Source organism: Serratia sp. NFX21 (assembly GCF_048517035.1).
GTDB classification, from domain to species: domain Bacteria; phylum Pseudomonadota; class Gammaproteobacteria; order Enterobacterales; family Enterobacteriaceae; genus Serratia; species Serratia quinivorans.
The window spans coordinates 3,938,982-3,951,993 of the sequence record NZ_CP183196.1 but is presented as its reverse complement, the minus strand read 5'-3'; the positions used below and the strand labels follow the sequence as shown (position 1 = coordinate 3,951,993).

Genomic DNA, 13,012 nt, shown 5'->3' with positions numbered 1-13,012 from the left:
GGGAGGCAGAATGAAAACACTGCTGATGATAGACAGTTCGCTGGGGCAGGCGCGTGGTCACCTGGCGAAACGCATGCTCGGCGCTGCTGCAGCGAAGGCCGGCCTGACGCTGGTGGAGTCCCCGGATGAGGCTGAACTGGTGGTGGTGGCGGGGCAATCTGCGCCTGCTGACGCCGCGCTGAACGGCAAGCGGGTTTATGTGGGCGATGTGGAACACGCGGTGCGTGAGCCAGAAGCCTTCCTGACGCAGGCTATCGCCGAGGCAAAAACCTGGCAGGCACCGGCAACGGCTGAACCGGTCAAAGCGGCGGGTCAAAAACGCATTGTGGCGATCACCGCTTGTCCAACCGGTGTGGCGCATACCTTTATGGCGGCCGAGGCGATTGAGAGCGAAGCCAAAAAACGCGGCTGGTGGGTGAAGGTTGAAACCCGCGGTTCCGTGGGTGCCGGTAATGCCATTACGCCAGAAGAAGTGGCGGCGGCGGATCTGGTGATTGTGGCGGCCGATATCGAAGTGGATCTGGAGAAATTTGCCGGCAAGCCAATGTATCGCACCTCTACCGGGCTGGCGCTGAAGAAAACCGCGCAGGAACTGGACAAGGCGCAGGCCGAAGCCGAGATTTTCCAGCCGCAAAAAAGCGGTGCTCCGGCCGCGGCCGGCAAGAAGAAAGAGAGTGCCGGGCCTTATCGCCACCTGTTGACCGGTGTGTCTTATATGCTGCCAATGGTGGTGGCGGGCGGTCTGTGTATCGCACTGTCGTTCGTATTCGGTATCAAGGCGTTCGAAGTCAAAGGCACGCTGGCGGCGGCACTGATGCAGATCGGTGGCGGATCGGCCTTTGCACTGATGGTGCCGGTGCTGGCTGGTTTTATCGCTTTCTCGATTGCTGACCGTCCGGGCCTGACGCCGGGGTTGATTGGCGGCATGTTGGCAGTAAGCACCGGAGCCGGTTTCCTCGGCGGTATCATTGCCGGTTTCCTGGCGGGTTATGTCGCCAAATTTATCAGCACCAAACTGCGTTTGCCGCAGAGTATGGAAGCGCTGAAGCCGATCCTGATCATTCCGCTGGTTGCCAGCCTGATCGTTGGTCTGATCATGATCTTCATCGTCGGTACGCCGGTGGCGAAAATCATGGAAGGTCTGACCCATTGGTTGCAGTCACTGGGTACCGCTAACGCGGTGCTGCTGGGCGCAATCCTCGGTGCCATGATGTGTACCGATATGGGTGGCCCGGTCAACAAGGCGGCCTATGCTTTTGGCGTGGCGTTGCTGAGTTCTTCGGTGTATGCGCCGATGGCGGCGATTATGGCTGCCGGTATGGTGCCACCGCTGGCGATGGGGTTGGCAACGCTGCTGGCGCGTCGCAAGTTCGACAAGTCACAACAGGAAGGCGGGAAAGCGGCGCTGGTGTTGGGCCTGTGCTTTATCTCCGAAGGCGCGATCCCGTTCGCTGCCCGTGACCCGATGCGCGTGCTGCCATGCTGCATCGCTGGTGGCGCGCTGACCGGTGCGCTGTCCATGGCGTTTGGTGCCAAACTGATGGCGCCGCACGGCGGGTTGTTCGTGCTGCTGATCCCGGGCGCAATCACTCCGGTACTGCTGTATCTGGTGGCGATTATCGCCGGTACGCTCTTGGCGGGCGTGTCTTACGCACTGCTGAAACGTGCTGACGTCCCGGCGGCCAGCGTAGCTTAAGATTAGCGTTGGTAATAAAAACCACCTCAAGGGACCCATTGGGTCCCTTGTTCATTTCTGCATCTTAAGATTGTGATAATAGTTTTGTGTGACTACAATGTGACTACAAACCCGAGGGGGGGGATTATGGAAACTTATGTACGTGCACGCATCGACACTGACCTTAAAGATGCCGCTACCGCTGTTTTGAAAGATTGCGGTCTTACTGTCAGTGCTGCTTTCAGAATCTTTCTGAGTGAAGTCGTTGCAACCAAGGCAATGCCAATAGAAATAAAGGCCCATACGCCTAACGCACGCCTTCGTGCGGCCATTGAAGAAGCTGATGCTTTAGCGGCAGGGAAGCCGGAGCACTTTAACAGTGTTGAATCCATGATGGAGAGCCTGAAAGTTGGTAAAAAAACCACTATCGAAAGCCAAGACCAAGGCAAAAGCAGCGAGGGTGAGACGTCCAACGGGGATTAGGCCGCGAAAATTGGACTACACATCTCGTTTTGACAAAGATTGGGCCCGCTACGATAAAGCCGGCCGCCATGACATGTCACTCATCCAAACCGTCAGTGCTCTCTTGGTCGCGCGGCAAATGATACCTGCAGAATATCTTGATCATCCCTTAACGGGAGAGTGGTCCGATAACAGGGAAATGCACCTGGGAGGGGATTTTCTGCTGGTCTACAAAATTTACGAGGAAAAGAATCTCATCATGCTGGTAGCTTTGGGCACACATGCTGAATTATTCAAATGAACCACCTCGTTAGTTGGGCGGGCTAGAGTCCCCCACTCAGTCAGCCTATTGCTCACAGGGTAGGGTGACTCTCACAACTACTGCTGGGCTTTTAGCCAGGCGATCTCTTCCGCCCAGATATCCGGGTTCACCGTTTCCAGGATCAGCGGGATTTTGTCGAAGCGCGGGTCGCGCATGATGTAGCTGAACACCGTTTTACCGATGTTGCCCTCACCTAGGCTGTGATGACGGTCAACGCGACTGCCGAATTCGCTTTTGGCGTCGTTCAGGTGCATACCGCGCAAATAGTTGAAGCCCACCACCTCACCGAGTTCCTTAAAGGTCTGTTCGCAGGTTTCCTCGGTACGCAGATCGTAACCGGCGGCAAAAGCGTGACAGGTGTCGATGCAGACGCCGACGCGGCTTTTGTCTTCCACGCCGTCGATGATCGCCGCCAAATGTTCAAACTTAAAGCCCAGATTACTGCCCTGACCGGCGGTATTTTCGATCACCGCTGTCACACCGCTGGTTTTATCCAGCACCAGGTTGATGGATTCAGCGATGCGTGCCAGGCATTTGTCTTCGTCAATTTGCATCAGATGGCTGCCAGGGTGGAAGTTCAGCAGCGTCAGCCCCAGTTGCTCACAACGTTGCATCTCATCAAGAAAGGCTTCGCGGGATTTTTCCAATGCCTCGGTCACCGGGTGGCCGAGATTAATCAGGTAGCTGTCGTGCGGCAGGATCTGTCCTGGGCCGTAACCGTACTGCGCGCAGGCGCTCTTGAATTTATCAATCACATCGGCAGGCAGCGGCGCTGCTTTCCATTGACGCTGATTTTTAGTGAACAGGGCGAATGCGGTCGCCTCTAATTCGTGCGCGCGGATAACCGCCTGATCCACGCCGCCTGACGCGCTGACATGTGCACCGACAAACTTCATTTTCATTCTCCTGTGTAATCGGCGTCATTATGGCATTGATAGCGGAAGGATTGAATGGCTGAAAAAGTTCAGGCCCGCGATGGCGGGCCTGAGGTAGTGGAAACATTGCGGGGTGAATCAGAGGAAGTGTTGTACCAGCAGGTTAATCGCACCGCCGCCGACAATCAGCCAGATGAACAACAGGGTGGCCAGCAGAATCGGTTTTACCCCCGCCTGGCGCACTGCGCTGATGTGGGTGGTCAATCCCAGCGCCGCCATGGCCATCGCCAGCATCCAGGTATCCGCAGTAATCAGATGTTTTACCAGCGTAGCCGGGATCAGGTTGAACGAGTTCAGCCCGGCGACGGCGATAAACAGCACGGCAAACCAGGGAATGGTAATGGCAGACTTTTCTGCTTTCTCACCGCTGTTGCCAGTGCTACGGCTGCGGCTGATAAACCCTGAAAGTACGACCAGGAAGGGTGCCAGCATCATTACGCGGATCATTTTGGAGATCACCGCAGCGTTTTCAGCATCCGGCCCGATGGCATGCCCGGCGGCGACGACCTGTGCCACTTCGTGGATGGTCGAACCGGTGAAGATACCGAAGCTTTCCTGATTAAACGGCAGCCATTGGAATTGTTCGTTCAGATGGTACAACCACGGATAAGCGAAGATTGCCAGCGTACCGAACACCACCACGGTGCTCACGGCGACCGCCACCTTATTGGCATCGGCTTTCAGTACCGGTTCGGTAGCCATGACCGCTGCCGCACCGCAGATGCTGCTGCCGGCACCGATCAGCATGGTGGTATGAGTGTCGAGGCCAAACACTTTCTTGCCCAACCAGCAGGCGAGCAGGAAAGTGGTGGTGAGCGTTAACGCATCAATGATGATACCGGTAGTGCCCACGTCGGCAATTTGCTGAAACGTCAGGCGGAAGCCGTAAAGGATAATGCCCAACCGCAGCAGGCGCTGTTTGGCGAACTGAACGCCGCTGTGAGCGCTGGGCTGTAACCAGGGGTACAGCGTATTACCTACCACAATGCCGAGTAAAATCGCCAGCGTCAGCGCTCCCAGCCCCAGTCCGGCCACCCATGGAATATCACCAATCCAGACGGCTAACGCGGTGATAGCCCCGGTCAACAGCAGCCCTGGGATCAGGTGAGGTAAACCGAACAGGGCAAATTGCCGAGTGGGGAAATTATGTGTGGTATTGGTCGCCATAAGTCAGCCCTTTTAATCAAAATCTTGAGCACAGACTACGTTCTGGCTGCATAAAAGAGAAATTGATTATATGGTTATAACCTATCTGAATAAGTGGTTAATCGACATGGGCGGCTTTCATGCTGATTTCTGCAAACGTGGTACCATTAATAGTATTCACCCTGTGCGTTGTTGCCGGTCAGCAGCGCAGATTTTGCATTAATTTCAGTGACTTTTTTCGATGTCACCTTTGCTTAAAACCGAGACGCTATGCATATCACCTTACGTCAATTGGAAGTGTTTACCGAAGTGCTTAAGAGCGGTTCGACCACGCAGGCTTCGGTAGTTCTGGCGTTATCACAATCGGCGGTCAGCGCCGCGCTGGCCGATCTGGAAGGGCAATTGGGCGTGCAGTTGTTTGACCGCGTGGGCAAGCGTTTGGTCATTAATGAGCATGGCAGGTTGCTGTACCCGAAGGCGCTGGCACTGCTGGAGCAGGCGGGGGAGATTGAACAACTGTTCCGCCATGACGGCGGCGCATTGCGCATCAGTGCCAGCAGCACCATCGGCAACTATATGCTGCCGGAGATGATCGCCCATTATCGGCATGATTTCCCCGCTTCACCGTTGGAACTGAACGTCGGCAACAGCCAGGACGTGATCGGCGCTGTGGCGGATTTCCGCGTCGACCTGGGACTGATTGAAGGCCCTTGTCATATGCCGGAACTGATCACTCTGCCGTGGCTGGAAGATGAATTGGTGGTATTTGCCGCGCCGGACAACCCATTGGCCGGGCAACCGCTGACCCTGGAAATGCTGGCCACAGCCCCCTGGATCCTGCGTGAGGGTGGCTCGGGAACGCGCGAGGTGCTGCATCATCTGCTGCTGGCGCACTTGCCGCACTTCCAACTGGTGATGGAACTGGGTAATTCGGAAGCGATCAAACATGCGGTTCGCCACGGCATGGGGATCAGTTGCCTGTCGCGGCGTGTGATTGGCGAACAGTTGGCCAGTGGCGTGCTGGTGGAGCTGAATATCCCGTTACCGCCGTTGATGCGCACCCTTTATCTGATCCATCACCGGCAAAAGCATATCTCCAACGCGCTGCAGCGTTTTCTCGGATACTGTGGGTTTCAGCCTCAATAGCCTCTCCAAAAGCAGTAAAAAAGCATAAAAAGCTGCTCCCTGTCACATTAATGACAGTAAGTAAGGTATTCTGGCCTGTCGCTAATAATTAGCCCTGAATTATGAAGCTATCTTATATCAGTGGAATGTTATTAGTTCGCCGGCGGGTATTTGTTACAATCCGCCCTCATTTTTTTTGACCAGCAGATAGGGTAAGAATGGCTCAGCAGGATATAAAAACAACATCGGAGCAAGCAGTGCCCGGATTACGCCGCGAGCTGAAAGCTCGGCACTTAACCATGATTGCTATTGGTGGCTCTATCGGCACCGGTCTGTTTGTCGCCTCTGGCGCTACGGTTTCTCAGGCCGGTCCGGGCGGGGCACTGCTGTCTTACGCGCTGATCGGACTGATGGTTTACTTCCTGATGACCAGCCTGGGCGAATTGGCAGCCTTTATGCCGGTGTCCGGCTCTTTCTCCACCTACGGTGCCAAATACGTAGAAGAAGGCTTTGGTTTCGCGCTGGGCTGGAACTACTGGTACAACTGGGCGGTGACCATCGCCGTTGACCTGGTGGCCTCGCAACTGGTGATGACCTATTGGTTCCCGGATACGCCGGGCTGGATCTGGAGCGCACTGTTCCTTGGCCTGATGTTCCTGTTGAACTACATCTCGGTCAAAGGCTTCGGTGAAGCGGAATACTGGTTCTCGCTGATCAAAGTGACCACCGTCATTATCTTTATCGGTATCGGCGTGCTGATGATCTTCGGCATCCTCAAGGGGGGCGAGCACGCGGGCTGGCAGAACTGGACTATTGGCGATGCGCCGTTTGCCGGGGGCTTCTCGGCGATGATAGGCGTGGCGATGATAGTCGGCTTCTCGTTCCAGGGGACCGAGCTTATCGGCATCGCGGCCGGCGAGTCGGAAAACCCGGGCAAAAACATCCCGCGCGCAGTGCGTCAGGTGTTCTGGCGTATCCTGCTGTTCTATATCTTCGCCATTTTGATTATCAGCCTGATCATTCCTTATACCGATCCGAGCCTGCTGCGTAACGATGTGAAAGACATCAGCGTCAGCCCGTTCACGCTGGTCTTCCAGCACGCCGGCCTGCTGTCGGCGGCGGCGGTGATGAATGCGGTGATCCTGACGGCGGTGCTGTCCGCCGGTAACTCCGGGATGTACGCTTCCACCCGCATGCTGTTTACCCTGGCATCGGAAGGTAAAGCGCCGCGTATTTTCGCCAAACTGTCGAAGGGCGGGGTGCCACGCAACGCGCTGTACGCCACTACCGTGGTGGCGGGCCTGTGCTTCCTCAGCTCAATGTTCGGCAACCAGTCGGTTTATCTGTGGCTGCTGAACACCTCGGGGATGACCGGCTTTATCGCCTGGTTGGGGATTGCCATCAGTCATTACCGTTTCCGTCGCGGCTATATGATCCAGGGGCGTGATCTGAACGATTTGCCTTACCGTTCCGGTTTCTTCCCGTTGGGCCCGATCTTTGCGTTTGTCCTGTGCCTGATTATCACGCTGGGGCAGAACTATCAGGCGTTCCTGCAAGACCGCATCGATTGGTACGGCGTGACCGCAACTTATATCGGTCTGCCGCTGTTCCTGATTATCTGGTTCGGCTACAAGCTGACGCGCGGCACCCGTGTCGTGAAGTACAGCGAAATGGAATTCCCGAAAATGGACGTGAAGTAATCCCTGTCTATAGCCGTTAAATTTCAGGCTGCAGCTTGCCCTTTGGCTGCAGCCTGAAACTAATCCTTTCCTTTTATCCCCAGCGCTTGCTGCGCCGCCGTCATCAGGCTTGCTACCGTTTTATAATCCTGGGTTAACGCCAGTACTCCGGTATTCAACCGCAACGTCACCTCACCGAATGCGCCAAAGTCGTAAGGCACCTCCAACGGTGGAACGATACGCGCCAAAAATTCGCCTTCGGAACCGTAAGGCAGGCCGTGCACCAGGATCAGAAACTGACCACCGCTATAGCGGCAGACAAAATCACTCGGGCGCACCAGCATTTTCAGGCGCTCGCCGATGGTGCGTAACACGTCATCGCCGATCAGCACCCCGTGGCTCTGGTAGAGCGCCGCCAGTGGGGTGAATTCGATAATAAACAGGTGAGATAGCGGGTGGATAGTCGTGGCGGGATGGCAAATTTCTTGCATCACCGCTTCACCGCCTGCGCGGTTAAGGAAACCGGTCAAATGATCGCGATGGGCCGCTTTTTGTTTTTCTGCGGTGAGGGTGACGTATTGTGCGACCTGACGATGGTAAAACGCGATCAACCCATGGGCCAGCAGCAGCCACAGCGGGATGATATCCGCCAGTAAAAACAAATTTTGTACGCGTGACAGCGGTGCGGCCAACAGATAGGGCAGGGTCAGCAGCATAATTTCCAGCAGGGCAAAACGCGGGGCGGCGGCATGACGCTGCATCAGCCAGAATGCCAGTGCGGTGATCAACAGGCCGGCGGACAGGATCAGTAGCATACGGCCTGAAAGCATCGCCAGCAGTGCAATTGCGCCCACCAGTGCACACCACAGCAGTACCGTCACCAGCATGGCTGTTGGCCTGATAGGGGGAGTGACGCGCGCCAGCCACCAGCGCCCGGCGGTCAGTAATGCCAGCAACGCCAGCAGTGCAGCCGCGATTGCCAGGTTGCTCAGCCAGCCATACGCCAGCAGCAGCAGTGCCACACCGGCGGCATTCAGCCAGGGAGTGGTGGGGGATGGCACCAGCGTAAGCCGCATTTGGCGTTGAAATTGGGCGTTATCAGCCTGATGCGAACTTTGTAGCAGCCAATTCAGTAGCGCAGGTTTTTTAGGCGTTAACGTTGGGGAGCGACTTCTCATGGCGGCCTCTTTAGTAAAGGGCCCGCTAACGGGCCCTAAATATCCGGCATAAGGTGCCTGGTACACCCTTTGCCGGTCTGGCTTTGGATTCTATGTGGTTTTGTTGCAATTTGTCATAGTCGGGCGCGGGGCGGCCAAACTTTCGGAATTATTAACCCTGTACGCCATCGGAAGCTTGTCGGACCTGATTGGCTAATAGTCTTATAAAATAAAGCGTTACACATTAACATGGCAGGTAATAGCTATTGGTATGATTGATAAGTATTATCGTTTGCTTTATTGTTATCGGCTGCTTATCCCGTTCAAGCGGCCGTCTGGCGCGCCGCCATGGTCATTGTCGTAACAGGTATCCGAAATAATGAGCGTATCCACCGATCCTCTGTCTGACGCCAAGGGGCAACCCGACGTCAACGTTATGGGGCGTTATCACCATATTCTCCGCCACCGTTTATTGATGATGGGGGTGTTGGCATTGGCAATTTTGGGGTCGCTGCTGCTGGATTTTACCCTGGGGCCATCCGGACTTTCGCTGTCCTCCCTGTGGCAAACGCTGATTGATCCTGCGGCTGCAGATGCCGGTACGCGGGTGATTGTCTGGGATATCCGTTTGCCTTATGCCTTGATGGCCGTGGTGGTGGGGTTTGCGCTTGGCCTGGCCGGGGCAGAAATGCAAACCATCCTGAATAACCCGCTTGCCAGCCCCTTTACCCTCGGGGTTTCTTCTGCCGCCGCTTTCGGCGCGGCACTGGCCATTGTGCTGGGGATTGGCGTGCCGGGTATTCCTGACCAGTGGTTTATTTCCGCCAATGCGTTTATTTTCGCCTTGTTTGCCGCATTGATGCTGGACGGCATTACACGCTGGACGAGGGTTGCCACCTCCGGGGTGGTGCTGTTCGGGATTGCGCTGGTGTTCACCTTTAACGCGCTGGTCTCCATGATGCAGTTTATTGCCAGCGAAGATACGCTGCAGGGGCTGGTGTTCTGGACGATGGGTAGTCTGGCCCGCGCCTCCTGGGACAAACTGGGCATCCTGCTCGGCGTATTTGCCGTGCTGCTGCCGTTGTCGATGATGAGCTCGTGGAAGTTGACCGCGTTGCGTCTGGGTGAGGATCGGGCGGTGAGCTTCGGCATCGACGTGCGTCGCCTGCGCCTGACCACCTTGCTGCGTATCAGTATTCTTTCCGCATTGGCGGTGGCATTTGTTGGCCCGATTGGTTTTATCGGCCTGGTAGCGCCACATATCGCCCGCATGATTTTCGGTGAAGATCATCGTTTCTATCTGCCGGCCAGTGCGTTGATTGGCGCACTGGTGCTGTCGATGGCCTCAGTGGCCTCGAAAAACCTGATCCCGGGGATCATCATTCCGGTCGGCATCGTCACCTCGCTGGTGGGTGTGCCGTTCTTCCTGAGTATTATTCTGCGTCATCGGGGGAATGTATGAGCCAGGGATTGCGTATCGAGCATTTCTCCGCCGGTTATCCGAAGCGTCAGGTGATCGGCAATTTGGCGGTGCCAATGTTGCCACGTGGCCAAATCACCGTGCTGCTGGGGCCGAACGGCAGCGGCAAGTCGACGCTGCTGCGCTCGCTGGCCGGGCTGAACCCGGCGCAGGGGCAACTGTGGCTCGATGATATCGATCTGATGCAGATGCCCTTTGCCCGTCGGGCCGAGAAAGTGGTGTATTTGCCGCAATCGTTGCCTGCCGGAGTGCATTTGCACGTGCTGGAGTCGATCATTGTGGCGCAACGCGCCTCGGGCGGCCGCAGCAACGCCGGCAGCGAGTCGGAGGTTATGGCATTGCTGCAGCAGCTTGGCATCGCACATTTGGCGCTGAGCTACCTCGACCAGCTTTCCGGCGGCCAGAAACAGCTGGTTGGCTTGGCGCAATCACTGATCCGTCAGCCTTCACTGCTGTTGCTGGATGAACCGCTGAGCGCGCTCGATCTTAACTACCAGTTCCACGTGATGGATTTGGTGCGCAAAGAGACGCGTAAACGCAATATCATCACCGTGGTGGTGGTGCATGACATCAATATAGCCCTGCGCCATGGCGATCATGTGTTGATGCTGCAGGACGGTGAATTGATTGCCGACGGTGCGCCGGAAGAGGTGATCACGCCGCAGAGTTTGGCGCGGGTGTATGGCGTTCGCGGACGTATTGAGCGTTGTTCGCAGGGCACCCCGCAGGTGTTGATCGACGGATTGGTGAACCAGCCGGTGGTTTGAATTGTTCCCTCTCCTTTGGGAGAGGGTTAGGGTGAGGGGATACATACTAACGCGAAAGCCCCTCACCCCGGCCCTCTCCCTCGGGAGAGGGGGACGCCCACTTAAACAACGTCGTACATTCATATTCAGAACTGTACTTAACTGACCGGCATTACCCGATCTCGGGGCCTTTTTTATCGCATCAGAAGTTGTAGGTCATGCCGACGGTGTAACGACGGCCATCCAACACGGTATTGTAGTTATCGTAATCGACGGTTTTATCGAGGATGTTGTAAACCCCACCGGTAACCTGCAGGTTTTTATTCGCCTGGTAGCTAAGGCCAGCGTCAACAAAGGTGTAAGACGGCGTGCTCTTGGCCATCGATGCTCGGCTCATGTAGTCCGATGTCTTACTGCGGAAGTTAACGCGGGACCACAGGCTGACATCGTGAGTGGCCTGCCAGTCCAGCACGCTGTTAACCATATGCTTCGGCATCTGGTTCAGTGGTTTGCCCTGGAAATCCCCACTTTTTTGCTCTGATGAGGTATAGGTGTAGTTGGTGTTCCACTTCCAGTCTTTGCTGATTTGCCAGCCAAAGGTGGCCTCTACGCCACGCATATTGGCTTTATCGACGTTAGTACGGTCGCTGATAAAGTAATAAGGCGTGTCGCCGATCATGCATTGCGCGTCGCCGTCGCCGCTGTCGCAGCGGCGCACTTCGGTAATTTTATCTTTGAAGTCGGTGTTAAACAGGGTAACGCCGGCGTTCAGGTTTTGCTGGTTATCCCACATCACCCCGATCTCTTCGCTCAGGCTTTTTTCTGGCTGCAGGTCCGGATTGCCGATGATGATTGAAGTGCGGCCACCGCCGGTGATTTGCCCCCAATTGGCTGAGGATTGACGCAGATCCGGTGAACGGTAACCGGCAGAAACGCCGCCTTTCAGCGTCCATTGCTCGGCCAGGTGCCAGACGCCGTACATGCGCGGTGTCCAGTGGTTGCCGTAGTTCTGGTCCTGATCCATACGGATGCCGCTGGTCAGGCTGAAATCGTTGGTCATCGCCCATTCGTCTTCGGCAAACAGCGCCCAGCTCCAGCGCGTCAGTTTGTTCAACCCATCCGCTGCTGCCAACTGATTGCCACCGTCGCTCAATTTTTCGTAACGGTACTGGCCGCCGAGATTCAGCATATGGTCGCCGAGGTCAAACTGGGTTTGCGTATTGAAGATAGTGTTGTACATCTTCATGTCGCGGCCCGGGTTATTGGTTTCTTCGCGCTGAATGTAGCTGGTGGTATTGCCGAAGTCGTAATAACCGTTATGGGTTACGGCGTAGTTGGTCCGGGTGTAGAGGCTGTCGCTGGCGCTGTTAGCCGTGCATTTATTGTTACGGCAGTTTTCAGTCGCCATGGATTTGCCCGGCGTACTGTCACGATCCTGCAAAGAGCGGCCAATTTCGAAATCAAAATCGTTCTGTTCGTTTGGCGTCAGGTTGAATACCGCGGTGCCGCTGCGCATGCGCTGCTCGCTGTAGCCATTGAGGATTTGGTCCTCGGCGCGGCGGGACAGCAGGCCATTGACCCGCAGACCCAGCAGGCCTTCAATCAGCGGACCGGAAGCGTAGGCGTTAGTCTGGAACAGATCGCCGGAGTTGCTGTTCTCCTGGAAGGTGGCATCGCCGTGCAATGAACCTTTCCAGCCCTGGGTATTGGAGGTTTTGCGGGTGATCACGTTGATCACGCCGCCCATGGCGTCAGAACCGTACAGCGAAGACATCGGGCCGCGCACCACTTCAATGCGCTCAATGGCTTCCAGAGGCGGCAGCCAGCCCTGCTCAATACCCGAGTTATCGCTGTTCGGGCGGGTGCCACGGGTGTCCACGCGTTTGCCATCGACCAGAATCAGGGTGTATTTAGAGGACATGCCGCGGATGCTGATATCGCTGTTGCTGGCCCCGCCGGTTACCACCACGCCCGGTACGTCTTTCAACGCGTCGGTAATGTCGCGGTAGGCTTTGTCTTCAATCTGTTGGCGCGGGATCACCGAGATAGAGGCGGGCGAGTCCTGGATTTTTTGCTGGAAACCGGAGGCGGTCACCACCATGGTGTCCTGAGCGTCATTCTGCGGTGCGGCGAACGCGCCGGCGCTGCCGAGTGAGGCAATAATCAGTGCGGTGAGCTGGTTATAACGTGGCTTTTCCATGAGGCAAACCTTTCCTGGTCTGATGTAAATCGACAAAGTGTCGTTTTAACGTTTTGAATAATAAGTAGAAACGGAGCCTCGTCGT

General features: G+C 56.0%; 11 protein-coding genes. 7 read left to right on the top strand and 4 right to left on the bottom strand.

Features of this window, described 5'->3' with window-relative positions; translation table 11 throughout:
• The first annotated feature begins 10 nt into the window (after positions 1-10).
• From fruA to ACNT1W_RS18535, 3 genes are all read left to right on the top strand, one after another.
• The gene (fruA, locus tag ACNT1W_RS18545; protein ID WP_115184220.1) at positions 11-1,696 is read left to right on the top strand and encodes a PTS fructose transporter subunit IIBC; all 1,686 of its coding nucleotides are present in this window, start codon (positions 11-13) and stop codon (positions 1,694-1,696) included.
• 126 nt (positions 1,697-1,822) lie between these two features.
• Positions 1,823-2,158 carry a type II toxin-antitoxin system RelB/DinJ family antitoxin gene (locus ACNT1W_RS18540; RefSeq protein ID WP_261413440.1) on the top strand — a complete coding sequence of 112 codons (336 nt, stop codon included), beginning with the start codon at positions 1,823-1,825 and terminating at the stop codon, positions 2,156-2,158.
• 10 nt (positions 2,159-2,168) lie between these two features.
• Positions 2,169-2,438: a type II toxin-antitoxin system YafQ family toxin gene (locus tag ACNT1W_RS18535; protein ID WP_261413441.1), complete on the top strand. Its 270-nt coding sequence runs from the start codon at positions 2,169-2,171 to the stop codon at positions 2,436-2,438.
• A 77-nt stretch (positions 2,439-2,515) separates the two neighbouring features.
• On the opposite strand, the gene nfo is transcribed toward ACNT1W_RS18535, so the two are convergent.
• Both nfo and ACNT1W_RS18525 read right to left on the bottom strand, forming a co-directional pair.
• Positions 2,516-3,355: a deoxyribonuclease IV gene (gene nfo / locus ACNT1W_RS18530; RefSeq protein ID WP_012145943.1), complete on the bottom strand. Its 840-nt coding sequence runs from the start codon at positions 3,353-3,355 to the stop codon at positions 2,516-2,518.
• Positions 3,356-3,472: 117 nt separating this feature from the next.
• Positions 3,473-4,561 (bottom strand): YeiH family putative sulfate export transporter, encoded by a 1,089-nt coding sequence (locus tag ACNT1W_RS18525; RefSeq protein WP_012145942.1) that lies wholly within the window; start codon positions 4,559-4,561, stop codon positions 3,473-3,475.
• A 249-nt stretch (positions 4,562-4,810) separates the two neighbouring features.
• Between ACNT1W_RS18525 and yieE the strand changes: the two genes are divergently transcribed.
• Complete coding sequence (yieE, locus tag ACNT1W_RS18520) at positions 4,811-5,686, top strand: DNA-binding transcriptional regulator YeiE (protein WP_012145941.1); 876 nt, start codon at positions 4,811-4,813, stop codon at positions 5,684-5,686.
• Positions 5,687-5,883: 197 nt separating this feature from the next.
• Entirely contained in the window at positions 5,884-7,365 is a 1,482-nt protein-coding gene (locus ACNT1W_RS18515; RefSeq protein WP_012145940.1) for an amino acid permease, read from the top strand.
• Between the two features lie 59 nt (positions 7,366-7,424).
• Here ACNT1W_RS18515 and ACNT1W_RS18510 read toward each other — a convergent pair whose 3' ends face one another.
• On the bottom strand, positions 7,425-8,522 hold the full coding sequence (locus ACNT1W_RS18510) for a GGDEF domain-containing protein (RefSeq protein ID WP_135345142.1): 1,098 nt from the start codon (positions 8,520-8,522) through the stop codon (positions 7,425-7,427).
• A gap of 358 nt (positions 8,523-8,880) precedes the next feature.
• Between ACNT1W_RS18510 and ACNT1W_RS18505 the strand changes: the two genes are divergently transcribed.
• Both ACNT1W_RS18505 and ACNT1W_RS18500 read left to right on the top strand, forming a co-directional pair.
• The gene (locus ACNT1W_RS18505) at positions 8,881-9,963 is read left to right on the top strand and encodes a FecCD family ABC transporter permease (protein WP_012145938.1); all 1,083 of its coding nucleotides are present in this window, start codon (positions 8,881-8,883) and stop codon (positions 9,961-9,963) included.
• Positions 9,960-10,748, top strand: coding sequence for an ABC transporter ATP-binding protein (locus ACNT1W_RS18500; RefSeq protein WP_012145937.1), 789 nt, complete (start codon positions 9,960-9,962; stop codon positions 10,746-10,748). The genes ACNT1W_RS18505 and ACNT1W_RS18500 overlap by 4 nt, the downstream gene beginning before the upstream one ends.
• Positions 10,749-10,929: 181 nt before the next feature.
• Here the strand turns inward: ACNT1W_RS18500 and ACNT1W_RS18495 are convergent, their stop codons facing one another.
• Positions 10,930-12,927 carry a ligand-gated channel protein gene (locus ACNT1W_RS18495; RefSeq protein WP_012145936.1) on the bottom strand — a complete coding sequence of 666 codons (1,998 nt, stop codon included), beginning with the start codon at positions 12,925-12,927 and terminating at the stop codon, positions 10,930-10,932.
• Positions 12,928-13,012: the final 85 nt, after the last annotated feature.

What these genes read in the sequence shown, in the direction of transcription:
- ACNT1W_RS18525 (WP_012145942.1), bottom strand. Translation starts at nt 4,561, where the DNA reads ATGGCGACCAATACCACACATAATTTCCCCACTCGGCAATTTGCCCTG.
- fruA (WP_115184220.1), top strand. Translation starts at nt 11, where the DNA reads ATGAAAACACTGCTGATGATAGACAGTTCGCTGGGGCAGGCGCGTGGT.
- ACNT1W_RS18500 (WP_012145937.1), top strand. Translation starts at nt 9,960, where the DNA reads ATGAGCCAGGGATTGCGTATCGAGCATTTCTCCGCCGGTTATCCGAAG.
- yieE (WP_012145941.1), top strand. Translation starts at nt 4,811, where the DNA reads ATGCATATCACCTTACGTCAATTGGAAGTGTTTACCGAAGTGCTTAAG.
- ACNT1W_RS18505 (WP_012145938.1), top strand. Translation starts at nt 8,881, where the DNA reads ATGAGCGTATCCACCGATCCTCTGTCTGACGCCAAGGGGCAACCCGAC.
- ACNT1W_RS18510 (WP_135345142.1), bottom strand. Translation starts at nt 8,522, where the DNA reads ATGAGAAGTCGCTCCCCAACGTTAACGCCTAAAAAACCTGCGCTACTG.
- ACNT1W_RS18540 (WP_261413440.1), top strand. Translation starts at nt 1,823, where the DNA reads ATGGAAACTTATGTACGTGCACGCATCGACACTGACCTTAAAGATGCC.
- ACNT1W_RS18515 (WP_012145940.1), top strand. Translation starts at nt 5,884, where the DNA reads ATGGCTCAGCAGGATATAAAAACAACATCGGAGCAAGCAGTGCCCGGA.
- nfo (WP_012145943.1), bottom strand. Translation starts at nt 3,355, where the DNA reads ATGAAGTTTGTCGGTGCACATGTCAGCGCGTCAGGCGGCGTGGATCAG.
- ACNT1W_RS18495 (WP_012145936.1), bottom strand. Translation starts at nt 12,927, where the DNA reads ATGGAAAAGCCACGTTATAACCAGCTCACCGCACTGATTATTGCCTCA.